This window comes from Rhodoferax sp. EU05-FHT12H12 (assembly GCF_058791215.1).
This window is the reverse complement of the sequence record NZ_JBYTDI010000001.1, coordinates 577,695-602,790: the sequence shown is the minus strand read 5'-3', so window position 1 is coordinate 602,790 and position 25,096 is coordinate 577,695. Positions and strand designations below refer to the sequence as shown.

At 60.6% G+C, this 25,096-nt stretch carries 22 protein-coding genes; 18 read left to right on the top strand and 4 right to left on the bottom strand.

The annotated features are described in order from the left end of the window. Positions 1 to 61 precede the first annotated feature (61 nt). Positions 62 to 496 carry an SWIB/MDM2 domain-containing protein gene (locus AC3WS7_RS02800; RefSeq protein ID WP_094480519.1) on the bottom strand — a complete coding sequence of 145 codons (435 nt, stop codon included), beginning with the start codon at positions 494 to 496 and terminating at the stop codon, positions 62 to 64. Between the two features lie 26 nt (positions 497 to 522). Then, on the bottom strand, positions 523 to 675 hold the full coding sequence (locus AC3WS7_RS02795; RefSeq protein ID WP_161499899.1) for a hypothetical protein: 153 nt from the start codon (positions 673 to 675) through the stop codon (positions 523 to 525). Here AC3WS7_RS02795 and rraA point away from each other — a divergent pair. After that, a complete protein-coding gene (gene rraA, locus AC3WS7_RS02790) occupies positions 674 to 1,195 on the top strand; it encodes a ribonuclease E activity regulator RraA (RefSeq protein WP_296472089.1) in 522 nt (173 codons plus the stop codon). The genes AC3WS7_RS02795 and rraA overlap by 2 nt on opposite strands. Here the strand turns inward: rraA and AC3WS7_RS02785 are convergent. Beyond that, a complete protein-coding gene (locus AC3WS7_RS02785) occupies positions 1,179 to 2,135 on the bottom strand; it encodes a DMT family transporter (RefSeq protein ID WP_296472087.1) in 957 nt (318 codons plus the stop codon). The genes rraA and AC3WS7_RS02785 overlap by 17 nt on opposite strands. A gap of 129 nt (positions 2,136 to 2,264) precedes the next feature. Here AC3WS7_RS02785 and speB point away from each other — a divergent pair, with 129 nt between their 5' ends. Together speB and AC3WS7_RS02775 are read left to right on the top strand one after the other, a co-directional pair. Next, the gene (gene speB / locus AC3WS7_RS02780) at positions 2,265 to 3,185 is read left to right on the top strand and encodes an agmatinase (RefSeq protein WP_492655297.1); all 921 of its coding nucleotides are present in this window, start codon (positions 2,265 to 2,267) and stop codon (positions 3,183 to 3,185) included. A 9-nt stretch (positions 3,186 to 3,194) separates the two neighbouring features. Further along, on the top strand, positions 3,195 to 4,496 hold the full coding sequence (locus tag AC3WS7_RS02775; protein WP_492655296.1) for an NAD(P)/FAD-dependent oxidoreductase: 1,302 nt from the start codon (positions 3,195 to 3,197) through the stop codon (positions 4,494 to 4,496). A 20-nt stretch (positions 4,497 to 4,516) separates the two neighbouring features. On the opposite strand, the gene pdxR is transcribed toward AC3WS7_RS02775, so the two are convergent. Beyond that, a complete protein-coding gene (gene pdxR, locus AC3WS7_RS02770; RefSeq protein ID WP_492655295.1) occupies positions 4,517 to 6,004 on the bottom strand; it encodes a MocR-like pyridoxine biosynthesis transcription factor PdxR in 1,488 nt (495 codons plus the stop codon). A 174-nt stretch (positions 6,005 to 6,178) separates the two neighbouring features. Here pdxR and AC3WS7_RS02765 point away from each other — a divergent pair, with 174 nt between their 5' ends. From AC3WS7_RS02765 to pheT, 15 genes are all read left to right on the top strand, one after another. Further along, positions 6,179 to 7,546: a glutamine synthetase family protein gene (locus AC3WS7_RS02765; protein WP_296472080.1), complete on the top strand. Its 1,368-nt coding sequence runs from the start codon at positions 6,179 to 6,181 to the stop codon at positions 7,544 to 7,546. 26 nt (positions 7,547 to 7,572) lie between these two features. Then, complete coding sequence (locus AC3WS7_RS02760; RefSeq protein ID WP_296472078.1) at positions 7,573 to 8,967, top strand: aspartate aminotransferase family protein; 1,395 nt, start codon at positions 7,573 to 7,575, stop codon at positions 8,965 to 8,967. Positions 8,968 to 9,078: 111 nt separating this feature from the next. Beyond that, a complete protein-coding gene (locus AC3WS7_RS02755; protein ID WP_492655294.1) occupies positions 9,079 to 10,239 on the top strand; it encodes an extracellular solute-binding protein in 1,161 nt (386 codons plus the stop codon). 87 nt (positions 10,240 to 10,326) lie between these two features. Further along, the gene (locus AC3WS7_RS02750; RefSeq protein WP_296472075.1) at positions 10,327 to 11,427 is read left to right on the top strand and encodes an ABC transporter ATP-binding protein; all 1,101 of its coding nucleotides are present in this window, start codon (positions 10,327 to 10,329) and stop codon (positions 11,425 to 11,427) included. 8 nt (positions 11,428 to 11,435) lie between these two features. Beyond that, complete coding sequence (locus AC3WS7_RS02745) at positions 11,436 to 12,356, top strand: ABC transporter permease (RefSeq protein ID WP_296472073.1); 921 nt, start codon at positions 11,436 to 11,438, stop codon at positions 12,354 to 12,356. Between the two features lie 10 nt (positions 12,357 to 12,366). After that, on the top strand, positions 12,367 to 13,218 hold the full coding sequence (locus AC3WS7_RS02740; protein WP_296472071.1) for an ABC transporter permease: 852 nt from the start codon (positions 12,367 to 12,369) through the stop codon (positions 13,216 to 13,218). 45 nt (positions 13,219 to 13,263) lie between these two features. Further along, positions 13,264 to 14,733: an aldehyde dehydrogenase gene (locus tag AC3WS7_RS02735; protein WP_492655293.1), complete on the top strand. Its 1,470-nt coding sequence runs from the start codon at positions 13,264 to 13,266 to the stop codon at positions 14,731 to 14,733. A 99-nt stretch (positions 14,734 to 14,832) separates the two neighbouring features. Further along, a complete protein-coding gene (locus tag AC3WS7_RS02730; protein ID WP_492655292.1) occupies positions 14,833 to 16,161 on the top strand; it encodes a type III glutamate--ammonia ligase in 1,329 nt (442 codons plus the stop codon). A gap of 294 nt (positions 16,162 to 16,455) precedes the next feature. Beyond that, positions 16,456 to 17,787 (top strand): isocitrate lyase, encoded by a 1,332-nt coding sequence (gene aceA / locus AC3WS7_RS02725; protein WP_492655291.1) that lies wholly within the window; start codon positions 16,456 to 16,458, stop codon positions 17,785 to 17,787. A 275-nt stretch (positions 17,788 to 18,062) separates the two neighbouring features. After that, on the top strand, positions 18,063 to 19,976 hold the full coding sequence (gene thrS, locus AC3WS7_RS02720) for a threonine--tRNA ligase (protein WP_296472063.1): 1,914 nt from the start codon (positions 18,063 to 18,065) through the stop codon (positions 19,974 to 19,976). Positions 19,977 to 20,064: 88 nt separating this feature from the next. Further along, entirely contained in the window at positions 20,065 to 20,652 is a 588-nt protein-coding gene (gene infC / locus AC3WS7_RS02715; RefSeq protein ID WP_296472175.1) for a translation initiation factor IF-3, read from the top strand. Positions 20,653 to 20,816: 164 nt separating this feature from the next. Beyond that, the gene (gene rpmI, locus AC3WS7_RS02710) at positions 20,817 to 21,020 is read left to right on the top strand and encodes a 50S ribosomal protein L35 (RefSeq protein WP_094481090.1); all 204 of its coding nucleotides are present in this window, start codon (positions 20,817 to 20,819) and stop codon (positions 21,018 to 21,020) included. 25 nt (positions 21,021 to 21,045) lie between these two features. Continuing rightward, on the top strand, positions 21,046 to 21,405 hold the full coding sequence (gene rplT, locus AC3WS7_RS02705; protein ID WP_094480549.1) for a 50S ribosomal protein L20: 360 nt from the start codon (positions 21,046 to 21,048) through the stop codon (positions 21,403 to 21,405). A gap of 112 nt (positions 21,406 to 21,517) precedes the next feature. Further along, positions 21,518 to 22,588 carry a phenylalanine--tRNA ligase subunit alpha gene (pheS, locus tag AC3WS7_RS02700; protein WP_296464364.1) on the top strand — a complete coding sequence of 357 codons (1,071 nt, stop codon included), beginning with the start codon at positions 21,518 to 21,520 and terminating at the stop codon, positions 22,586 to 22,588. A 52-nt stretch (positions 22,589 to 22,640) separates the two neighbouring features. Continuing rightward, positions 22,641 to 25,076 carry a phenylalanine--tRNA ligase subunit beta gene (pheT, locus tag AC3WS7_RS02695; RefSeq protein ID WP_492655290.1) on the top strand — a complete coding sequence of 812 codons (2,436 nt, stop codon included), beginning with the start codon at positions 22,641 to 22,643 and terminating at the stop codon, positions 25,074 to 25,076. The last annotated feature ends 20 nt before the right edge of the window (positions 25,077 to 25,096 follow it).

Sequence of the window (25,096 nt, the reverse complement as noted above, 5' to 3'; positions counted from 1 at the left end):
ATGGTGATGCCAACAAAAAAAGGCCGGAGGGTTCCGGCCTTTTTTTTCGGCAATCTGGCGATTACTTGAGGTGCTTGCCGATCAGGCCAGCCATCTCAAACATGGACACCTGGGCTTTGCCGAAGACTTCCTTCAGCTTGGCGTCGGCATTGATCATGCGCTTGTTCACTGCGTCTTGCAGCTTGTTCTTCTTGATGTATGTCCACAGCTTGCTGACCACTTCGGTGCGGGGCAGAGCGGCTGCACCGACCACAGCTGCCAATGCAGAGCTGGGCGTCAGGGCCTTCATGAACGCGGCGTTCACGGTGCGCTTCTTGGCGGGGGCCTTTTTGGCAGCGACCTTTTTAGCAGGAGCTGCTTTTTTGGCAGGGGCCGCTTTCTTGGCGGGAGCTGCTTTCACAGCGACTTTTTTCGCGGGAGCGGCTGCCTTTTTAGCAGGAGCCGCTTTCTTTGCGGGAGCGGCTTTTTTTGCCGGTGCTTTTTTCGCAGTTGCCATGATTGATTGTCCTTCTAGAAGATTGATTAATCACCAGCAAAAAACTGCTTCTTCACTGGTACTGCGGATGCTAATGGCAAAAAAGCACGTTTCCAAGGGAGAAACTGCATTTTTCCCTCTGGGATGTTGTTTTTTTCATTGGAGAATGGCTCTGTATCTTGTTCTGGAGCCTCTTTCATGCCGATTGCCTTTGCCACCTGTGATCTTTGCGATGCCCACAAAGCCGATACCAGCGGCGATTTTCGGGTGTTGCCCCCTGTATTTCGGGACTTTGGTGCCGTGCGAAAGTTCGCCGGCCCGGTGGTCACCGTGAAGTGTTTTGAAGACAACACCCTGGTCAAAGCCGCCGTGGATGCCCAGGGCTGGGTGGACACCCCGGCGGGTCGCGTCGCCCAGGTGCTGGTAGTCGATGGTGGTGCCTCACTGCGCAAGGCATTGCTGGGGGGCAACCTGGGCGCTGCGGCTGCGCGCAATGGCTGGGCCGGCGTGGTGATTGACGGCTGCGTGCGTGATTCCGCTGAACTGCTCACCCAGGCCGTGGGCATTCGTGCCCTGGCGGCCATGCCCCTGCCCACCGAGAAGCGCAATCAGGGGGAGGTCGGTGTGGCCGTGCAAGTGCAGGGCGTGTGGGTGCGCCCCGGCGACTGGTTGTATGCCGACGAAGACGGCATGGTGGTGTCGGCTATGGCGCTGGTGTAGCGGCCCCACTGCGCGAGGGCAGGGTCGCCAGTACCACGCCCAGCAAGGCCACGGCGAACGCCAGCAGTTGCATGCCGCTGAGGCTTTCGCCCAGCACCAGCACGCCGACCAGCGCGGCCGAGATCGGCAGCATGACCGTGAATACACCGGCGCGGGCGGCTGGCACGGTCTTCAGGCCGGTCATCCATAGCCACACGGTCCACACGCTGGCAGCCAGCGCATAGAACACCAGCAGCACCCAGGAGCCGGTGGCGACACCAGTAAAGTTGAAATGCCAAGCGGCATAAACCCCCATGGGTGTCATCAGCACAAAGCCCCAGAGGTTGATGAGCGCGGTGATGCGTTTGGGCGAGAGGGCCCCCGTGAGCTTCTTGCCAATCACTGCATAGGCCGCCTCACACAGCACCGCACCAAACACCAGCAGGTTGCCCAGCAGCGCCTTGTTATGTGCCAAATCGGCCTCTAGCCCTGATGGATGTTGCGCGGGCAGCTCCTGTTTTGATAGTGCCAGCAAGCCAATGCCAACTGCACCACAGCCCACCGCTAGCCAGGTGCGCAAGCCAATACGCTCGCGCAGAAAGACCCAACTCATGAGTGCCACCACCGCGGGAATGCTGGCCATGATGACACCGGCCGACACCGCACTGGTCATGCTCACGCCAAACAGCATGCAGATGGAGAACAGGAAGTTGCCCAACAGTGACTCCAGAAACACCAACGCGCGCGTATGCGGCGTCATGGCTGGTTCCCCGGCCGGGCGCTTGAGCCAATGCACCATGGCCAGACCGCCAATGCCAAAGCGCATCCAGGCCAACAGAAAGACCGGCAAGGCCGCGACCAGCGGTTTGGACAGGGCGACATAGCTGCCCACCAGCGCCATGCTCAGGGCCAAAAAGAAGTAGGCCAGCAGGCGGTTGGGGGCGGAGGTGGAGTGGGGCATGCGGGATAGGGGGGGGAAAACGGCAAGCGTGCAAGCCTACACCATGCGTGTTGCCGCAAGTGGCTCCATCGGCGACTTCAAATTGCGTTACTGTGCCTACCGATTGTTTTGCAACCGATGAGGATCGCCATGGCCATTGGAGAGTTTGCCTACGCCAACAACAGCAACCGCTTTCTCGCGTCAGCACCCCTGCAGGCGCAGCCGTTTGCGCTGGTGGGGGTGCCTTTTGATGGTGCGGTGACCAACCGCCCAGGTGCGCGCTTTGGCCCGCAAGAAATTCGCCGGGCTTCGTTGATGTTGTGCGACGGACTGCACCCGGTGTTTGGCGTGTCGCCGCTGGAGGCGCTGGGCGATGCGGGCGACCTGCGCCTGCCCAATGCCGGCGCGCTGGCCCAGGTGCGCGAGGCCATCCAGGCCCAGGCCGCAGCGCTGATGGCGCGCCACCACTGCGTATTTCTGGGCGGTGACCATTCCATCACGCTGCCGCTGTTGCGCGCGCTGCATGCGCAGCACGGGCCGGTCGCGCTCATCCACTTCGATGCCCACTGCGACACCTGGGAAGACCACTTTGGCGAACCCTCCGGCCACGGCACCTGGACCTACGAGGCGCTGCAGGAAGGCCTGGTGCTGCCCCAAAAAACGGTGCAGATTGGCCTGCGCTCCAGCGGCACCCGTGCAGCCCGTGAGTACGTGCAGGACCAGGGCGGCCTCATCTTTACCGCACGCGCGCTGCGTGGCCGCGACGGAGCGGGGCTGCAGGACGTGGTGCAGCAGATCCGCACGCGCATTGGCCAGCAGCCCTGTTACCTGACGCTGGACATTGACTGCCTGGACCCGGCCTTCGCCCCGGGCACCGGCACACCCGAGCCCGGTGGCATGAGCAGCTCGCAGGTGCTGACGCTGCTGGAGGAGCTGGCTGACCTCCACTTTGTGGGCATGGACTGTGTGGAAGTGGCCCCGGCCTACGACCATGCCGAGCTCACCAGCAACGCGGCAGCGACCTTTGTCTGGACCTACCTGGCCTCCCAGGTGGCCAAGCGCACGGCCTGAGGTTGCGTCATGCTGCTGCAATCCGACACCCAACTGAACCAGAAGAGTTACTACGAAGCCAGCGTGCAGCGGCCTGCTGCCTTGTCGCCTTTGCAGGGCGAGGTGCACGCCGATGTGCTGGTGGTAGGCGGCGGCTTTGCCGGGCTGTCGTCTGCCATCGCGCTGGCACAGCGCGGCTACCAGGTGGTGGTGCTGGAGGCCGACCGGGTGTGCAGCGGTGCCTCCGGGCGCAATGGTGGCCAGTTCATCGTCGGCTTGGCCAGCGGGCAGGGGCCGTTTGAAGCGCAGTTGGGCCTGGCCACAGCCCGGCAGGTCTGGGACATGTCGCTGGACGCGATTGCGCTGCTGGAGCAACGGGTGCGTGAGTTCGACATACGCTGCGATCTGCGCAAGGGCTACATCACGGTGGCGGACTCGCCGCGCAAAGCCCGCGCGCTGGAAACCGAGGTGGACCTGCTGCGTACGCGCTACGGGTTTGAGTCGGCCCTGTATACGGGCAGCGAGGTGCAACAGCACATTGGCAGCACGCGCTACTGTGCGGCGGCGGTGGAAGACACATCCGGGCATTTGCACCCGCTCAAATATGGCTTGGGCCTGCTGCGTGCGGCGCTGGCATTGGGGGTGCAGGTCTACGAGCACTCGGCGGTGACCCAGTTGCAACGCGGTGAGCCACTCATTGCACGCACAGCACAAGGCTCGGTCACGGCACGTTTTGGCGTGCTGGCGGGCAACTGCATGCTGCCCGAGTACGGCCCGCAGGTGGCGCCCGACATTGCGCCGCGCACCATGCCTGTGGGGACCTACATCATTGGTACCGAACCTCTGTCTCAGGCCAAGTGCCAGTCGCTGATTCCTTCGGGGGCCGCGGTGTGCGACAACAACTTTGTGCTGGACTACTTTCGCTGCAGCGCGGACCACCGCATGCTGTTCGGCGGGCGCGTGAGTTACTCCACGCGCACGCCCCCGGGGCTGCAGGCGATGATGGCGCAGCGCATGGCCAGCATCTTCCCCGCGCTGCAGACGGCGGCAGTGGAGTTTGTCTGGGGGGGCTTTGTGGACATCAGCATGAACCGGGCCCCCGACTTTGGACGCCTGGGCTCCAACCTGTATTACTTGCAGGGTTTCAGTGGCCATGGCGTAGCGCTCACCGTTCTGGCCGGGCAGTTGGCGGCAGACGCGATTGCGGGGCAGGCCGAGCGCTTTGATGTGTTTGCCCGTGTGCAGCACCGGCCGTTTCCGGGTGGAGCGTTGTTGCGCACCCCCAGTCTGGTGCTGGGCATGCTGTACCACCGGCTGATGGACCGCTTGTAAGTCAGTCGCGCTGTGTTGGTTCAGGTTTTCTTGCCACCGCGACCCGCCGCCAGCGCGCGCTTCACGGTGCTGGCCAGCACAGGCCCCCAGTGTGCAATGTCTTCCAGCGTGGCATAGCCATAGCCAATCACCAGACCCTTGGCGTCGCTGCGCTGCAGGCAGTAGGCCGACAGCGCGCGCACCGTCATGCCCTGCTGGGCAACGCGCAATGCTAGGGCCTGGTCGTCCACGGCGGCGGGCAGGCGCAGACACAGATGCAGCCCCTGTTCTGCCCCGCTGATGTGGGCGTGGGGGCCCAGGCAAGGCTGCAGGGCGTCCAGCAGCTGTTGGCGCCGCTGCGCATAGCTGTGGCGCGCCTTGCGCAGTGCGCTGGCAAAGTGCCCTAACTCAATGAATTCGGCCAGCGCGGCCTGCAGTGGCATTTGGCCGGGGCGGTTCAGGTCGTAATGTGCCTGGCGAAACGCGCCGGCCAGGGCCTTGGGCACCACCAGGTAGCCGAGTTTGAGGCCCGGGTACAACACCTTGGAGAACGAGCCGAGGTACAGCACGCGCTCGTCATGTGACAAGCCAGCCAGCGAGGAAATAGGCGGCCCGCTGAAGCGGAACTCGCTGTCGTAGTCATCCTCCAGCACCCAGGCTTGGTGCTTCTGGGCCAGCGCCAACAGTTGCTGGCGACGCGCCAAGGACATGACGGCTCCCGTGGGGTACTGGTGCGAGGGCGTGGTGTAGATCAGCCGCGGGGCGTGGCGTTCGTCTGCGGCGGTGGGGGCCATGCCATCGGCGTCCACCAGCACGCCGTGGGTGCGCAGGCCGCTGGCCATGAAGGCCTTCACCGCACCCCAGTACGCCGGGTCTTCCAGCCACACCGTATCGCCATGGTCGGCCAGCATCTGGGCGCACAGCTCCAGCGACTGCTGGGTGCCGCTGGTGATGATGACCTGGTCCATGTCCAGCGGCACGCTGCGCGACACGCGCAGGTAGTCGGTCACCGCCCGGCGCAACGGGGCGTGGCCGCCGGAGTAGCAGTAGTCCAGCATGTCGGGGTAGCTCATGCGCCAGTGCTTGTTTTGCAAGCGCTGCCACAGCGCCACCGGGAAGGCGCTGAAGTCCGCCACACCCGGGGTGAAGGGCTGGATTTCCAGCATGGCCGAGGTGAACTGGGTGGCCAGGGCCGTGCCCCGGCGCGAGAGCCGTGCTCCGGCATGGGTGGTCCTGCCCGCGCGGCCCCGCTGGCGCGGGCTGGGCAGGTGCTCATTCACAAAGGTGCCGCTGCCCACACGGCTGACCAGGTAACCCTCGGCACCGAGCTGGTTCAACGCCGCCATCACAGTATTGCGCGAGAGCTGCAGGTCCTGGGTGAGTTCGCGGCTGGAGGGCAGGCGATCGCCGGCCGCCAGGTGGCCGTGCAGGATGGCCCGGCGCAGGCTCTCGTACAAGCGCCGGTTCAAGGGCAGGGCGGCAGCACCCGGGCTGTGGTGCATATCGGTCAGGAGCAGTTCGGACAGCATGGTGTGGGTACGTGGCGGGACGAAGAAGCGGGTTAAAGTGGCACCATCAGGTTTTATCAAATGGCACTGTTTTGCAGCCAATTCTGCCGCAGAATGGTTTGACAGCGCGCACTGCTACAGTGGCTCAGGCCCAACAATGCCCACCCTCTGGGGTGCGCCGCAAGGAGATGGAGAATGACCGAGAACAAGACAATGAGCTTCAACGATTTGGAGCAATGGCTGAATGAACGTCGGGTGACGGAAGTCGAGTGCCTGGTGCCTGACTTGACTGGTGTGGCGCGCGGCAAGATCCTGCCGCGCGGCAAGTTCACCGAAGACCGTGGCATGCGCCTGCCCCAGGCCATCGTGGCCATGGGGGTGACCGGTGAGTTCCCCGAGAGTGGCCCCTACTACGATGTGGTGGACCCCACCGACAAGGACATGCAGCTGCGCCCGGACCCCTCCTCGGTGCGTATTGTTCCCTGGGCCACAGACCCCACCGCGCAGGTGATCCATGACTGTTTTGACCACGAAGGCAAGCTGGTGCCGTTTGCACCACGCAGCGTGTTGCGCCGGGTTTGCGACCTGTTTGCCGCCGAGGGCCTGCAGCCCATCGTGGCACCGGAACTAGAGTTCTACCTTACCGCCCGCAACACCGACCCCAACACCTTGCTGCGTGCGCCGATTGGCCGTAGTGGCCGTGCCGAAACCTCGCGCCAGGCCTACAGCATTGACGCGGTGAACGAGTTCGATCCGCTGTTTGAAGAGATTTACGACTACTCCGACAAGATGGAGCTCAACGTGGACACGCTGATCCACGAGGTGGGTGCGGGGCAGATGGAAATCAACTTCTTCCACAACAAGCCGCTAGGCCTGGCCGACGAAGTGTTTTTCTTCAAACGCACGGTGCGCGAAGCCGCGCTGCGCCATGACATGTACGCCACCTTCATGGCCAAGCCGATTGCCGGTGAGCCGGGCAGCGCCATGCATGTGCACCAAAGCCTGATTGACGTGGCCACGGGCAAGAATGTCTTCAGCAACGAAGACGGCACGCCGTCCGAGTCCTTTATGCACTACATCGGCGGCTTGCAGCGTTACATTCCGGCGGCCATGGTACTGGTGGCACCCTATGTGAACAGTTACCGCCGCCTGTCGCGCAACACGGCAGCACCCATCAACATCGAATGGGGCTATGACAACCGGACCGTGGGTATTCGTTCACCCATCTCGTCACCCGCCGCCCGCCGCGTGGAAAACCGTGTGATTGGTGCTGATGCCAACCCCTATGTGGCCATGGCCATGACGCTGGCGTGTGGCTACCTGGGTCTCAAAAACAAAATCAAGCCCAAGCCCGAGATGCGCGGTGATGCCTACCTGTCCCCCTACGCCTTGCCACGCAGTCTGGGGGAGGCCCTGGACTGGTTGCGCAAGGAGTCTGACTTGCACGAGGTGCTGGGCAAGGAGTTCATCACCGTGTACTCCGAGATCAAGGAACTCGAATTTGACGAGTTCATGAAAGTCATTTCTCCCTGGGAGCGTGAGCACCTGTTGCTGCACGTGTAAGCCACTCAACCTTCAAGCTGAACGCCATGAACACTGCCGTCGATACCGCCCTCATCCAGTCCCTGGACAGCGCCCACTTTCTGCACCCTTTTACTGACTTCAAGGACCTGTCCAGCCGCGGTGCGCGCGTCATCACGCGGGCCGAAGGGATCTATGTCTGGGACTCCGAAGGCAAGAAAATTCTGGACGCCATGAGTGGCCTGTGGTGCGTGAACGTGGGTTACGGCCGCAAGGCGCTCGCCGATGCGGCGCACCAGCAGATGATGACGCTGCCTTACTACAACAGCTTCTTCCAGACCACCAATGTGCCCGCTGTGCAACTGGCGGCCAAGCTGGCCAGCCTGGCCCCCACGGTGGGAGACCGCAGCTTCCAGCACGTGTTTTATTCCAGCAGCGGCAGCGAGAGCAATGATTCCAACGTGCGCATGGTGCGCCGCTACTGGGACCTGCTGGGCCAGCCGCAACGCAAGGTCATCATCAGCCGCCACAACGCTTACCACGGCAGCACCATGGCCGGGGCCTCGCTGGGTGGCATGAGTGGCATGCATGCCCAGGGCGACTTGCCGATTCCCAATATCACCCACATCGAGCAGCCCTACTATTTTGAAAATGGCAAGCCCGGCGAAACCGCGGATGAGTTTGGCGTGCGCGCCGCGGGCTGGCTGGAAGAAAAAATCCTGGCTGTGGGACCGGACAAGGTGGCAGCCTTTATTGCCGAGCCGGTGCAGGGCGCGGGTGGCGTGATCATTCCGCCGGCCACCTACTGGCCCGAGATCCAGCGCATCGTCGACAAATACGGCATCCTGCTGATCAGCGACGAGGTGATTTGTGCCTTTGGCCGTCTGGGCCACTGGTTTGGCTACGAGAAGTTTGGCTACAAGCCTGATCTGGTGACCTTTGCCAAGGCGGTGACCAGCGGCTACATCCCGCTGGGAGGGGTGATGGTCGGCAACCGCGTGGCCAAGGTGCTGATCGAGCAGGGCGGGGAGTTCAACCACGGATATACCTACAGCGGCCACCCAGTGGCCTGCGCGGTGGCCCTGGCCAATCTGGACATCATGGAAACCGAGCAGCTCCCCCAAAAGGTGCATGGCGAAATTGGTGCCTACTTTGCTCAACGTTATGCGGAGCTCAACGAGCACCCGCTGGTCGGCTTGGCCGAAACCTGCGGTTTTGTCGGCGGCCTGGTGCTGGTCAAGAACAAGAAGACCAAGGAACGCTTCAAGGAAGACGACGGAGTTGGCATGCTGTGCCGGGGCCACTGCTTTGGCAACGGGCTGATCATGCGTGCCGTGGGCGACCGCATGATCATTGCCCCGCCCCTGGTGATGACCCGTGCAGACATTGACGAAATGATGCGCCTGATCCATCTGGCGCTGGACTTGACGCAACGGGACCTCAAAGCCCGCGGATTGGTGTAAAGCAACTGATTTGCACTTCTATAATCTTTTTTGGTCTGAAATTTGCTTATTCACACCAAGCCGTTTTGATTGTCTTTAACCCAACCCTCTTTTAGTGGAGACAAACTCGCCATGAAAAAATACCTCTGGTCTTTTGCACTGACAGCAGTAGCTTTGGCTGCTTGCGGTAAGAAAGAAGAAGCCCCCGCTGCCGCACCAGCTGCAGCCCCGGTGGCCAGCGTACCTGCCGCGCCAGTGAACACCGAAGAAAAGGTGCTCAACATTTACAACTGGCCCGACTACGTCCCAGAGGGCATGATTGCCGCGTTTGAAAAAGAGTCCGGTATCAAGGTGAACTACGACACCTTTGAGACCAACGAAGCCCTGCAGGCCAAGCTGGTGGCAGGCAATACCGGCTACGACATCGTCGTGCCCGGCACCGTGTTTGCCAAGGGTCAGATCGAAGGCGGCCTGCTGCAGCCGCTGGACAAGTCCAAGATCAAGAACCTGGCCAACCTGGACCCCGCCATCATGGCGACCCTGACCAAGGCCGACCCCGAGAACAAACACCTGGTGCCATGGGCCTGGGGTTTCACCACCGTGGGCATCAACAAGACCAAAGTGACCAAGGCCCTGGGTAGCTTGCCCATGCCCGAAAACGCTTGGGACCTGGTGTTTGACCCCAAGTACAGCGCAAAGCTCAAGTCTTGCGGCATCGCCTACCTGGATTCGCCCACAGAAATCATGCCCGTGGCCCTGCACTACGTGGGCAAGGACGCGTACTCCAACAATCCTGAGGATTACAAACTGGCGTCTGCCATGCTGGCCAAAGTGCGCAAGGACGTGCGTCTGTTCAGCTCGACCATGATCGACGACATCGCTGGCGGCAAGGCCTGCGTGGCCGTGGGCTGGTCTGGCGACATCAACATCGCTGCAGGCCGCGCCAAGGAAAATGGTTCCAAGGACGAAATCGAATCGCTGCTGCCCAGCACCGGCGCCTTGATCTTCTTTGACACCATGGCGATCACCAAGGATGCCAAGCATCCCAACAACGCAGCGGCCTTCATCGACTTCTACCTGCGTGCCGAAAACGCAGCCCTGATGTCCAATGAAATGAGCTACCCCACTGGCAACAAGGCCGCGATCGAGAAGATCAAGCCTGAAATTGCTGGCAACAAGACCATCTTTGTGGAGTCCGACTACTTCGCCAAGATGATCCCGCCCAGCAGCTTCAGCAACGAGGCGCGCGAGGCTTTGGCAACTGCCTACAACGCCTTCAAAAAAGGCAAGTAAAAACCTGGCTTCATGCCATCCAGGGCTGTTTGTACGCAGGTATAAACAGCCCTTTTTATTGTTTGCAACCCATGCAAAGGCCCTGAGATGACAGTGCAATCCGGAAAACCAGGCTACCTGGTCACAGAGAAGCTGGTGAAACGCTTTGACGAAGCTACCGCTGTGGACGAGGTGTCCTTGTCCATTGCGCAGGGCGAGATTTTTGCGCTGCTGGGCAGCTCGGGTTGTGGCAAGTCCACCCTGTTGCGCATGCTGGCTGGGTTTGAGTCGCCCACTTCAGGGCGGATTTTGCTGGGCGGACAAGACGTGGCCAAACTGGCCCCGTACGACCGGCCGATCAACATGATGTTCCAGAGTTATGCGCTGTTTCCGCACCTGGACATCTGGGAGAACGTGGCCTTTGGCCTTAAACGTGAAGGCTTGCCCAAGGATGAGATCAAGCAGCGCGTGGGGGAAATGCTCGATCTGGTGCAACTGGGCAGCTTTGCCAAGCGCAAGCCGCACCAGCTCTCGGGTGGACAGCAGCAACGCGTGGCGCTGGCACGCAGCCTGGCCAAGCGCCCCAAGCTGCTGCTGCTGGACGAACCGCTGGGCGCGCTGGACAAAAAACTGCGCGAACAAACCCAGTTCGAGCTGGTCAACATCATTGAAAAAGTGGGTGTGACCTGCGTGATGGTGACACACGACCAGGAAGAGGCCATGACCATGGCCAACCGCATTGCCGTGATGAGCAAGGGCCGTGTGCAGCAGGTGGGCTCGCCCGAAGAGGTGTATGAACATCCGGCCAACCGTTTTGTGGCGGATTTCATCGGTAATGTGAACATCTTTGAAGGTCGCCTGAGCATCGACGAACACGACCGCTGTGCTGCCGTGACCGGCATTGGTGAAATCCACGTGGGCCATGGTGTCAGTGGTACGCTGAACATGCCCGTAGGCATTGCAGTGCGCCCCGAGAAGATCGAGATCAGCAAGGTCCGTCCCGATGTATCGGTGAACCTGTTCACGGGCAAGGTCAAGGAAATCGCCTACTTCGGCTCCTACAACACCTACATCGTGGTGGCCACCGATGGCACCAAGGTGAAGATCACCGAGGCCAACACCTCGCGCCAGGAGCTCAGCGACATCACCTGGGAAGACGATGTGTACTTCTGGTGGGGTGACCGCTCTGCCATCGTGCTGCGCGATTGAGGCACACCATGGCACAACTCTCCCTTCCCATGCCCGGCCGCCGCCTGGTCATTGGCGTGCCCTACGCCTGGCTGGCGGTGTTCTTTCTGCTGCCGTTCCTGATCCTGCTCTACATCAGTTTTGTGGACATGGGCAGTGACATCCACCCCTTCAAGCCAATCTGGGACAGCACCACCGGGCTCTTGAAGCTCAAGTACGAGAACTACTGGTCCATCTTCCGCAGCAGCGAAGGCGGGGCCTTGTTCCAGACCATCTATATCGAGGCCTATCTGCGCTCGATCTGGTACGCCTTGTGTACGGCGGTGTTGTGTCTGGCCATTGGGTATCCGTTTGCCTATTTCATCGCCCGCTCGGCCCCCAGTGCACGCCCGGCCTTGTTGATGATGGTGATGTTGCCGTTCTGGACGTCGTTTTTGCTGCGCGTCTATGCCTGGAAGGGCATTCTGGCGGACCAGGGCGTGGTCAACCAGGTGTTGATGGCCTTGGGCCTGATCAGCGAGCCGATCCAGATGCTGTACACCAATGTGTCCATGCTGGTGGGTATGACCTATGTGTACCTGCCCTTTATGGTGCTGCCGCTGTATGCCAATCTGGTGAAGATGGACTTCCGCCTGCTGGAGGCCGCCTACGACCTGGGCACCACGCCGTTCAAGGCCTTCTGGCTGGTGACCGTGCCGCTGTCCAAGGCGGGCATTGTGGCGGGCTTCATGCTGGTCTTCATTCCGGCCGTGGGCGAGTTTGTGATTCCCTCGCTGTTGGGCGGGCCTGAAAACATCATGATCGGGCGTGTGGTCTGGGATGAAATGTTCACCAGCAACAACTGGCCCCGCGCCACGGCGCTCGCGGTGGTGATGATTGCGCTCATCATCGTGCCACTGGCCGTTTACTACCACTACACCGGCGACAGTGACGCGTCCGGCAAGGCATGAGGGACAGGCCATGAAACCCTGGATTGAAAAAAACTTTGGCAAGGGCTGGATGGCCCTGGTCTACCTGTTCCTCTACATGCCGCTGATCTTCATGGTGGTGTTCTCGTTCAACAGCACCCGACAGGACGCGAACTTCACCGGCTTCTCGTTGCGCTGGTACGAAGCGCTGACACGTGACACCAAGATTGTGGAGGGCTTCTGGCTCTCCATCCAGGTGGCGACGGTTACCGGGGTGTTGTCGGCCGTGCTGGGTACGTTTGCGGCCTTTGTGCTGGTGCGCTACCGGCGCTTTCTGGGGCGCACTGTGTTCTCCGGCATGGTGAACGCTCCGCTGGTGATGCCCGAGGTGGTGATTGGTTTGTCGCTGCTGCTGCTGATGGTGGGGGCGCAAAACCTCATGGGCTGGCCCGAGCGTGGCATGTTGACCATCATCCTGGGCCACACGCTGCTGGGCATGGCCTATGGCATGGTGGTGGTGCAGTCGCGCCTGCTGGAGGTGAACCGCTCGCTGGAAGAGGCCGCCATGGACCTGGGCGCCAAGCCCTACGAGGTGTTCTTTCTGGTCACGCTGCCCAATATTGCGCAGGGCATTCTGGCGGCGTTTCTGCTCTCGTTCACGCTGTCGTTTGACGATGTGGTGATTTCGGAATTCCTGTCCGGCCCGGGCGTGAGCACCTTGCCCCAGGTCATCTTCAGTTACGCGCGCCGGGGCATCAATCCCACGATTTACGCGGCCGCCACACTGCTCATCTTTACCGTGACCATCGTCATCATCAGTTACAGCGTGTGGGTGGCGCGGCAGACGCGTAAACGCGAGCGCGAGATCGCGGCTGCCACACGGGCCGAAAGCGCCCCGCGCTGACAACCCGCCGCCCCCTTGCGGGCGGCTCACAACAACGAGGACGACATGAGCCAATTGCAATTTGACGGGCGCGCCGTGATTGGCGGCCAGCGTGTGGCCGCCCTGAGTGGTGCCACCTTCCAAAGTATCTCGCCGGTGGACGGGCGCGTGTTGACCGAGGTGGCGCAGTGTGGTGCGGCCGATATTGACCGCGCCGTGGGTGCTGCCCGTGCCGCCTTTGATGACAAGCGCTGGCGCGGCCTGCCACCGGCGCAGCGCAAACGCATCATGGTCAAGTTTGCCGACCTGTTGCTGGAAAACGCCGATGCCCTGGCCCTGACTGAAACGCTGGACATGGGCAAGCCCGTGAAATACGCGCGCGCAGTGGACGTGAACAGCGCGGCCAACTGCATCCGCTGGTATGGCGAGGCGGTGGACAAGGTGTACGACGAAATCGCCCCCACGGCCGATACGGCGCTGGCGCTCATCACGCGCGAACCGGTGGGTGTGGTGGGGGTGGTGGTGCCCTGGAACTACCCCATGATCATGGCCGCCTGGAAGATTGCACCCGCGCTGGCCGTGGGCAACAGCGTGGTGCTCAAGCCCAGCGAAAAATCGCCGCTCACGGCGCTGCGCCTGGCGGACCTGGCGCTGGAAGCCGGCATTCCCGACGGCGTGTTCAACGTGGTGCCGGGCTTTGGCCCCGAGGCCGGTTCGCCGCTGGCGCTGCATATGGATGTGGATTGCATCGCCTTCACCGGCTCCACACGCGTGGGCAAACAAATCCATGTGATGGCCGGGCAGAGCAACCTCAAGCGCGCCTGGACCGAGCTGGGTGGCAAGTCCCCCAACATCGTGTTTGCCGACTGCCCCAACCTGGACCGCGCGGTGGAAGCGGCCGTGGGCAGCATCTTCTTCAACCAGGGCGAGAGTTGCAACGCGCCCTCGCGCCTGTATGTGCAAGACAGCATCAAAGAGAAATTTTTGGAGAAGGCACTGGCGCTGGTGCCGGCCTATGCGCCAGCCAACCCGACCTTGCCCGACACGGTGATGGGCGCGCTGGTGGACACGCTGCAGATGAACACGGTGCTGCGTTACATAGAAAGCGGCAAAGCCGAAGGTGCCAAGCTACTGGCCGGTGGCGAGCAGGTGCTGCAGTCCACCGGCGGTTGTTATGTGCAGCCCACGGTGTTTGACGGTGTGCGTGGCGACATGACCATCGCACGTGAAGAAATCTTTGGCCCGGTGCTGTCCGTGCTGTCTTTTAGCGACACGGCCGAGGTGGTGCGCATGGCCAACGCCAGCGTCTATGGCCTGCAGGCCGGCGTGTGGACTAGCGATTTGAATAAAGCCCATGGCGTGGCGCGCGCACTGCGTGCCGGCACGGTGCACGTAAACCAGTACGACGAAGATGACATCACCGTGCCGTTTGGCGGCTACAAACAAAGCGGGGTAGGGCGCGACAAGTCCCTGCACGCCTTCGACAAGTACACCGAGACCAAGACCACCTGGATTCGCATCGACAGCCCGGTGTGAGCCCCGGTTGCCCGAGCCGCAGCGGTGGCTTGGGGACTTCATTCACTCCTTTTTTGATAGCTGCTCGCGCATATTCCATAAGGGCTAGAGGCCAATTTCATGCATAACTACGCCGATACCATCCGTACCCTGCAAGCCCAGGGCGTGCACTCCGTGCTGTCCCAGTTTTGTGACCTCCATGGTGTGGCCAAGGGCAAACTGGTGCCGCTGGAGAAGTTGCAGGAGTGGGTGGAGGTGGGTGCAGGCTTTGCCGGTCCCAGCATCTGGGGCACAGGACTGCCGCGCATGGGCCCGCGCAGCGAATACTACGGGCGGGTGTTGCCCGAGTCGTTGCAGGCGCTGCCCTTTATGCCGGGCGTGGCCCGCGCAGTGTGTGACGGTTTTGCGGGTGGTGAGGCGCTGGACACCTGCTCGCGCCAGGTGCTGAAAGCTGCAGTGGCCCAACTGGAGGCGCGTGGCTGGCGCATGTGGGTGGGTATTGAGCCGGAGTTCTTTTTGCTGCGCGAGGTGAGCGGTGCCTGGCAGGTGGCCGATGCCCACGACCAGCTGGACAAACCTTCGTACGACCTCAAGTCCATCCACCGCAATGCGGCCTGGTTGGAGGACATGCGCAGCACGCTGGTGCAGCTGGGGTTCGATTTGCAGCAGATCGACCACGAAGACGCCTGCGGCCAGTACGAGATCAACTACCGTTTTGACCACGCATTGGCGGCGGCCGACCGCTACATGCTGTTCAAGCTTGCCGCCCACGCGGTGGCCGAGCGCCACGGCATGGTCTTCAGCGCCATGCCCAAGCCGCTGGCACACGCACCAGGTAGCGGGCTGCACTTTCACATCAGCATTACCGATGCGCAAGGGCGCGCGGTGTTTGCGGATGCCGAGGGCGACCTGGGGCTCAGCGCGGCGGGCCACCAGTTTGCCGCGGGTCTTCTGCGCCATGCCGATGCGCTGGCTGCGCTGTGTGCGCCCACCGTCAACAGCTACAAACGTTTGGCTTCCAGCGACAGTGCCTCTGGCACTACCTGGTCGCCCGTATGGAAGGCTTATGGCGCCAACAACCGGACCTGTCTGGTGCGGGTGGTCGATGGTCGCCTGGAGTGGCGCCTGCCGGACCCGTCTTGCAACGTCTATGCGGCCATTGCCGCCACACTGGTCGCCGGCCTGCAGGGTATCGACAACACCCTGCAGCCACCTGCACCGGTTGCGGACGATTTGTACTTGCGTGCCCAAGCAGGGCAAGACTTGCCGCCTGCCTTGCCTGTGGACCTGCGCGCGGCGTTATACGCGCTGGAGCAAGACACAGTGTTGCGCCGGGAGGTGGGAGAGGCGTTCTGTGCACAGTTCCTTGAGCTCAAGCGGGCCGAATGGGCCGCGTTCAGCCAGCACGTCAGCCCCTGGGAAATGGCGCGTTACGCACAGGCGTTCTGATCCTGTTCAGGCTTGGTGTAGGCCCAGGGCTGCCGCATTTCGACATGCGTCAGCCCTTTTCTTATTATGAAATGGCGAGTGAGCTTTTTTGTCTCCTACATTTCACATGCATGCTTGTCGTTTTGCATTGAGAAATGGCATTCATAAGTTGTTGATTTGTAATGAATAAATTTATGTCTTATATAAGACATAAGATTAAAAATATGTCTTATATAAGACATAGAATTCATCCATGGGCACCAGAATTGCAAGGCAAACGGTGCACAGCCAATCAACCAACCTAGGAGTGTTCTCATGACGCAAAACCTCAACTCGCAACTGAGCCGCGAACAACAAATCGCCGCACTGGAAAAAGACTGGGCCACCAACCCCCGTTGGAAGGGCGTGAAGCGCGGCTACTCCGCTGCTGACGTGGTTCGCCTGCGTGGTTCGCTGTCTATCGAGCACACCTTGGCCAAGCGCGGCGCTGAAAAGCTGTGGGACAAGATCAACGGCGGCGCCAAGAAGGGCTATGTCAACGCTTTCGGCGCCATCTCTGCCGGTCAAGCCATGCAGCAAGCCAAGGCAGGCCTCGAAGCCGTGTACCTGTCGGGCTGGCAAGTCGCTGCTGACGGCAACACGTCCGAAACCATGTACCCCGACCAGTCGCTGTACGCCTACGACTCGGTGCCCACCATGGTGCGCCGCATCAATAACACCTTCAAGCGCGCCGACGAAATCCAGTGGGGCCGTGGCGTCAACCCCGGTGACAAGGAATTCATCGACTACTTCCTGCCCATCGTGGCGGATGCAGAAGCTGGTTTCGGCGGCGTGCTGAATGCCTTTGAGTTGATGAAGAACATGATCCAGTCGGGCGCTGCTGGCGTGCACTTCGAAGACCAACTGGCTGCCGTGAAAAAGTGCGGCCACATGGGCGGCAAGGTGCTGGTCCCTACCCAAGAAGCCTGCGAAAAACTGATTTCCGCACGTTTCGCGGCCGACGTGATGGGTGTGTCCACCATCGTTCTGGCCCGTACTGACGCTGAAGCGGCCAACCTGATCACGTCGGACCACGATGCCAACGACAAACCTTTCCTGACCGGTGAGCGCACGCAAGAAGGTTTCTACCGCGTCAGGAACGGTCTGGAGCAAGCCATTAGCCGTGGCGTGGCCTACGCGCCCTATGCCGATCTGGTGTGGTGCGAAACCGGCGTGCCAGACATCGGCTTCGCCCGTGAATTCGCCCAGGCCGTGCACGCTGCATGCCCCGGCAAGCTGCTGTCGTACAACTGCTCGCCGTCCTTCAACTGGAAGAAGAACCTCAACGACAGCCAGATCGCGTCCTTCCAGGAAGACCTGTCCGCGCTGGGCTACAAGTACCAGTTCATCACACTGGCCGGTATCCACATCAACTGGTTCAACACCTTCCAGTTTGCCCACGCTTACGCCAACGGCGAAGGCATGAAGCACTACGTCAACATGGTGCAAGAGCCCGAGTTCGCCGCACGTGACAAGGGTTACACCTTTGTGTCGCACCAGCAGGAAGTGGGCGCTGGTTACTTCGACGACGTGACCACCGTGATCCAGGGCGGTTCGTCCTCGGTGAAGGCCCTGACCGGTTCTACCGAAGAAGAGCAGTTCCACTAAGCTGCCCTGTTTGCAGAATTTGGGCCGGACTTTCGTGAGGGGAGTCCGGCCCTTTCTACTGGGGCGTTTGACTGGGGTTAAAATCTCAAGATCAACTTTGTATAAGAGCGAGAAAGGCAGTTTGGTTATGACACCGCGAACTACACCGGCGACATTCATCAGCGAATAAGGCCGTAGTCCGCGCGCCTTGTGCGCAAGCAGCTACCAAATTCATAGTAAAGCGCGGACCTTCCCGCGCTTTTTCTTTTTGCTCTCGACGCTTTCTTAGGCACACCATGATTCAAATTACGCTCCCCGACGGTTCCCAACGTGAATTTCCCGGCCCGGTCACCGTGGCCGAAGTGGCTGCCTCCATTGGTGCGGGCTTGGCCAAAGCCGCTTTGGCCGGCAAAGTGGACGGCAAAGTGGTGGACACCAGCTTCCAGATGACAGTCAACAGCGCGTTGTCCATCATCACGGCCAAAGATGCGGATGGTCTGGAGGTTATTCGCCACTCCACCGCCCACTTGTTGGCCTATGCCGTCAAGGAGCTGTTCCCGGATGCGCAGGTCACCATCGGTCCCGTCATTGAGCATGGTTTTTTCTACGACTTTTCGTACAAGCGCCCCTTCACGCCAGAAGACCTGGTTGCCATTGAGAAAAAGATGACACAGCTGGCCGCGCTGGACGAGCCCGTGGCGCGTCGCGTGCTGCCGCGTGATGAGGCAGTGGCTTACTTCAAAAGCCTGGGCGAACATTACAAGGCCGAAATCATTGCCAGCATTCCTGCCAACGAGGATGTCTCGCTCTACCGCGAAGGCAAGTTTGAGGATCTGTGTCGTGGCCCCCACGTGCCCAGCACCGGCAAGCTCAAACACTTCAAGCTCATGAAAGTGGCTGGTGCCTACTGGCGCGGCGACCACAAGAACGAGATGCTGCAGCGTATTTACGGTACGGCCTGGGCCACCAAGGACGAGTTGCAACAGCACTTGACCATGCTGGAGGAAGCCGAAAAACGCGACCACCGCAAGCTGGGCCGGGAGCTGGATCTGTTTCACATTGACGAGCATTCTCCCGGCACCGTGTTCTGGCACCCCAAGGGCTGGACGGTGTGGCAGGGTGTGGAGCAGTACATGCGCAAGGTCTACCAGGACAACGGCTATCTGGAAGTCAAGGGGCCGCAGATCATCGACAAGGGCCTGTGGGAGAAGACCGGCCACTGGGATAAATACCGCGAGAACATGTTCACGACAGAGAGTGAAAAGCGCGAATATGCCCTGAAGCCCATGAATTGCCCGGGCCACATCCTGATCTACAAGCACGGCATCAAGAGCTACCGCGACTTGCCGTTGCGCTTTGGTGAATTTGGTGCCTGCCACCGCAACGAGCCCTCGGGCGGCCTGCACGGCATCATGCGGGTGCGCGCCTTCACACAGGATGACGGCCACATCTTCTGTACCGAAGACCAGATTCAAGCGGAAGTGGTGGCCTTCACGACCTTGCTGCAAAAGGTTTACAAGGACTTTGGCTTTACCAACATCATCTACAAGCTCTCTACACGCCCTGAAAAGCGTATTGGTACTGAAGAGAGCTGGGATCGCGCGGAGAACGCGCTGGCAGAAGGCCTGCGCGCCTCTGGCTGCGACTTCGAATACCTGCCGGGTGAGGGCGCGTTTTACGGCCCCAAGATTGAGTACACGCTGAAAGACGCACTGGGCCGACCCTGGCAGTGCGGCACCATCCAGGTGGATCCGAACTTGCCCGAGCGTCTGGACGCCGAATTTGTGGGCGAAGACGGTGCGCGCCACCGCCCCATCATGTTGCACCGTGCGATCGTTGGCAGCCTGGAGCGTTTCATCGGCATCTTGATCGAAGAGAGTGCTGGCGCCTTGCCGGCCTGGCTGGCTCCGGTGCAGGTTGCGGTGCTCAATATCACCGATGCGCAGGCGGATTACGCCCGTTCCGTGGCTAAAACGCTGCAAAATCAAGGGCTTAGGGTCAATTTAGATCTGCGCAATGAGAAAATAACCTATAAAATACGGGAGCATTCGATGCAAAAGCTGCCGTACTTGGTCGTCATTGGCGACAAAGAGATGGCAGCAGGAGCCGTCGCAGTGCGCGCCCGGGGTGGTCAAGACCTCGGTGCAATGCCTCTGGAGGCCTTTATTGAAAGGATCGCCAGCGACATTGCCAACAAATCAGCGGCTTGAGGTTGTACCCAAGAAACCCCGGTTTGACGGCGTGCCATGTGCGGCAATCGCTACTATTGGAGTAGCAAAAATTGTGAAGGATTGAGCCATCGCTACTGAATTTCGTGACCGCCGTCAGCGTGAAGAGCGCAAACACCGTCTTAACCGGGAAATCATGGCCCCAGAGGTTCGCCTCTCTGGTCCTGAGAATGAGCCGCTAGGTGTCGTTAGCCTGATGGAAGCCCTGCGTATGGCAGGCGAGCTGGATGTTGATCTGGTTGAAATTGCCGCTACTGCCAACCCGCCTGTGTGCCGGTTGATGGACTATGGCAAGTTCAAGTATCAGGAGCAGAAAAAAGCGGCGGAAGCGAAAGCCAAGCAGACGGTTATTGAGATCAAGGAAATCAAGTTCCGTCCTGGTACCGATGACGGCGACTACAACATCAAGATGCGCAACATCCGGCGCTTCTTGGCCGATGGCGACAAGTGCAAGATCACTTTGCGTTTTCGGGGTCGCGAAATCACCCACCAAGAAATTGGTTTGGCGATGTTGCAGCGTATGCGCGACGAACTGGGCGACACCATCCTCGTGGAGCAATTCCCGAAGCTGGAAGGCCGCCAGATGATCATGATGATTGCCCCCGGCCGTAAAAAGCCTGGTGGCGCACCAAAGCCCGCAGCAGAACCTGCGGCCTAAATTCTCTCGGCAGGTCTGGTCACCTGCCGTGTTGAACGGCGGATCTTCGGATTCGCCAAGTAGTGGAGCGGTAAAACGCGCCACTTTAAAAGTGGCTCGGGGCCAACAAGGCTGGAAGTAGTTTTCCGGACGCCTCACGAGCACAAATGAAAAGGAGCATTTACATGCCCAAAATGAAGACCAAGAGCGCGGCGAAGAAACGCTTCCGCGTCCGTCCAGGTGGTACCGTCAAGCGCGGCCAAGCCTTCAAACGTCACATCTTGACCAAGAAGACCACCAAAAATAAACGCCACTTGCGCGGCTCCACTGGAGTTCATGAGACCAATATGGGTCACATGGCACAGATGCTGCCCGGTCGTGGTATTTAATTAACGACGAACAAGGAGTAATCACATGCCTCGCGTCAAACGTGGTGTAACGGCTCGCGCCCGCCATAAAAAAGTTCTGGCCCTTGCAAAAGGTTTCCGTGGTCGCCGCGGTAATGTCTTCCGGATTGCCAAACAGGCCGTCATGAAGGCTGGGCAATATGCCTACCGTGACCGTCGTACCAAGAAGCGTGTCTTCCGTCAGTTGTGGATTGCGCGTATCAACGCCGCAGCCCGTCAATGCGGTCTGACATACAGCCAGTTTGCCAATGGTCTGAAGAAAGCGAACATCGAGATCGACCGCAAGGTTCTGTCCGATATCGCGATCCATGACATGGCGGCTTTTGCTGGCATCGTGGAACAAGTGAAAGCCAAACTGGCTGCTTGAGTTCGCGGCTGAATGCTACTGATTTTGTAGCGTTCTGCGCACCAGAAACAAGGGCTAGCGCTTGAAAAAGCACTAGCCCTTTTTCAATGACATAAACAGTCTCCTCAAATTTATGACCGAGTTGAACGCCATCGTTGACACCGCCAAAGCGGCTTTTGCCCAAGCGGCAACGCCTGCTGATCTGGAAAATGCCAAAGCCCTGTTTCTGGGGAAGTCCGGCCGCATGACCGAGCTCATGAGGGGGATGGCCGCGCTGAGCGTGGAAGAGAAAAAGTCAACCGGTGCCGCGATCAACGTGGCCAAGCAGGCGATTGAAGCTGCGCTGACTGAGCGCCGTCAGGCGCTGGCTGATGCCGAGCTGCAAATGCAGCTGCAGGCCGAAGCGCTGGACGTGACGCTGCCAGGTCGTCAGCGCGGGCAGGGTGGTTTGCACCCCGTGTCTTTGACGCTGGAACGTATTGAAGCCATTTTCGGGTCCATGGGTTTTGAAGTGGCCCAGGGCCCGGAGATCGAGTCCGACTGGTTCAACTTCACCGCGTTGAACACGCCCGAAGACCATCCCGCGCGCTCCATGCATGACACCTTCTATGTGGAAGGTGGTTCGGAGACCGCGCCCAACCTGCTGCGCACCCACACCAGCCCCATGCAGATCCGCTACGCAGTGCAACACGTCAAGACGCATCGTGCCGCTGCAGGTGCTTCCGCCGATGGCCTTTTCTCCGGCGACATGCCCGAGATTCGCGTGATTGCGCCTGGCCGCACCTACCGTGTGGACAGCGATGCCACCCATTCCCCCATGTTCCACCAGTGCGAAGGCCTGTGGGTGGGCGAGAACGTGAGTTTCAAGGATCTGAAGTTTGTCTTCACCGATTTCTGCCGGACCTTCTTTGAGAGCGACGATCTGGTGCTGCGCTTCCGCCCCAGCTTCTTTCCCTTCACCGAACCCAGCGCCGAAATTGACATCCAGTTCCAGACCGGCCCCCTGGCTGGCCGCTGGCTGGAAGTGGCCGGTTCCGGCCAGGTTCACCCCAATGTGATCCGCAACATGGGCCTGGACCCCGAGAAGTACATTGGCTTTGCCTTTGGCATGGGCCCGGACCGCCTGACCATGCTGCGCTACGGTGTGAACGACCTGCGCCTGTTCTTTGACGGTGACATCCGTTTCTTGTCCCAGTTTCAGTAACTGCCACAAGACCCCACCGTCGCCCACTGTCGTATCTCTAGCCTGACTGACCATGCAATTTTCTGAATCCTGGCTGCGCACCTTCTGCAATCCTTCCCTTTCCACCGCCGAGCTGGCGGAGACGTTGACCATGGCGGGGCTGGAGGTCGAAGAGCTCAAGCCCGTCGCTCCTCCTTTCACCAAGATCGTGGTGGGTGAGATCAAGGAAGCCGAACAACACCCCAACGCCGATCGCCTGCGCGTCTGCAAAGTGGATGTAGGCCAGCCCGAGCTGTTGAACATCGTTTGCGGCGCACCGAATGCCCGCGTGGGCATTCGCATCCCCTGCGCGCTGGTGGGTGCCGAGCTGCCGCCCGGCGAAGATGGCAAGCCCTTCCTGATTAAGGTGGGTAAGCTGCGCGGTGTGGAAAGCCAGGGTATGCTGTGCTCGGCCCGTGAACTCAAGCTGTCGGAAGACCATGGCGGCCTGCTGGAGCTGCCCCTGGACGCGCCCTTGGGGCAGGACATTCGCCAGTATCTGGATCTGGATGACACCCTGTTCACCCTCAAGCTCACGCCCAACCTCGCGCATTGCCTGAGCGTCTATGGCGTGGCCCGTGAAGTGGCTGCATTGACCGGTGCGCCGCTGATCACCGCACCTATTGTCCCCGTGGCGGTGACGACCCAAGACAAGGTAGCCGTGACGATCAGCGCCCCCAATCTGTGTGGCCGTTTCTCCGGGCGTGTGGTGCGCAATGTCAACACCAAGGCCAAAACTCCCCAATGGATGGTGGACCGCCTGGCCCGTTGCGGTCAGCGTAGCGTGACGCCGCTGGTGGATATTTCCAATTACGTGATGTTCGAGTTGGGACGTCCGTCGCATATCTTCGATTTGGACAAGATTCATGGCGCCTTGGACGTGCGCTGGGGCAAGCCCGGTGAGCAGCTCAAGCTGCTCAATGGAAACACTGTCATCCTGGATGACAAGGTGGGTGTGATTGCGGATGACTCCCAGGTCGAGTCGTTGGCCGGCATCATGGGCGGTGATGCCACCGCCGTGTCCGACGACACGCAACACATTTACGTGGAAGCCGCCTTCTGGTGGCCCAAGTCGATTGCCGGTCGTTCACGCCGTTTCAATTTTTCCACCGATGCAGGCCACCGCTTTGAACGTGGTGTGGACCCGGAGCTGACTGTGGAGCACATTGAGCGCATCACGCAGCTGATCATCGAGATCTGCGGCACACCGGCCACCACCTGTGGCCCGATGGACGACCAAAAAGCGAACGTGCCTGCACCGGCACCGGTCACGCTGCGTGTGGCCCGTGCCATCAAGGTAATCGGCATGCCGCTGACCCAGGCCCAGTGCGCAGATGCCCTGACGCGTTTGGGCTTGCCCGTGGTGGAAGGTAATGGGGTGGTCACCGTCACACCGCCGTCCTACCGTTTCGATTTGCAGATTGAAGAAGACCTGATCGAAGAAGTGGCCCGCATGGTGGGCTACAACAACCTGCCACATACCCCTCCGCTGGCACCCATTACAGCCAAAATCCGTGCCGAGGCGCAGCGCAGCCCGTTTGCCGTGCGGCGCGCGCTGGCCGCGTTGGGTTACCAGGAAACCATCAACTTCAGCTTTGTGGAGGAGCGCTGGGAGCATGAGCTGGCTGGCAACCCCAACCCGATCAAGCTGCTGAACCCGATTGCCAGCCAGATGAGCGTAATGCGTTCCTCGCTGATCGGCTCACTGGTGCAGGTGTTGCGCTTCAATGCCGCCCGCAAGGCGCCGCGTGTGCGCGTGTTCGAACTGGGCCGCGTGTTCCTGCGCGACGCATCCGTCAAGAGTACCGATGCCACCGTCGAAGGTTTCGACCAACCCATGCGTATCGCCGGCTTGGTGGGCGGCAGTGCCGACACCCTGCAGTGGGGCCGCAAAGAGCAGGGCGTTGATTTCTTTGATGCCAAAGGCGACGTGGAAGCCTTGCTGGCGCCGTTGAAAGCCACCTTCACCCCTGGCACCCACCCCGCCATGCACCCCGGCCGCTGTGCCCAGGTGGTGTTGGACGGCAAGGTGATTGGCCATGTGGGCGAGTTGCACCCCAAGTGGCGCCAGTCCTACGAGTTGGTCACAGCACCCATGGTGTTCGAACTGGCGCTGGATGCGGTGCTGGCCCGTCCGGTACCCGAGTTCAAGCCGGTGGCCAAGTTCCAGGCTGTGCAGCGCGATATCGCGGTGGTGGTGGCTGACAGCGTGACCCATGCTGATTTGATGGCCGCCGTATGGGCCGCGCCTACGTCGGGCTTGTTGCGCGATGCGCAGTTGTTCGATGTGTACCGCCCCAAGTTGGCTAAGGATGCGGTGGCTGCAGACGGCGGGACCGACCGCAGCTTGGCTGTGCGCCTGACGCTCAACAGTGACGAAGCCACCCTGACTGAAGAACAGATTGAAACCGCGGTGAAGGCCGTGGTGGAGCAACTGGTTGCGGCGGTTGCTGCCCGCCAGCGCGTTTGACCTGACCCATTCCCACGAGA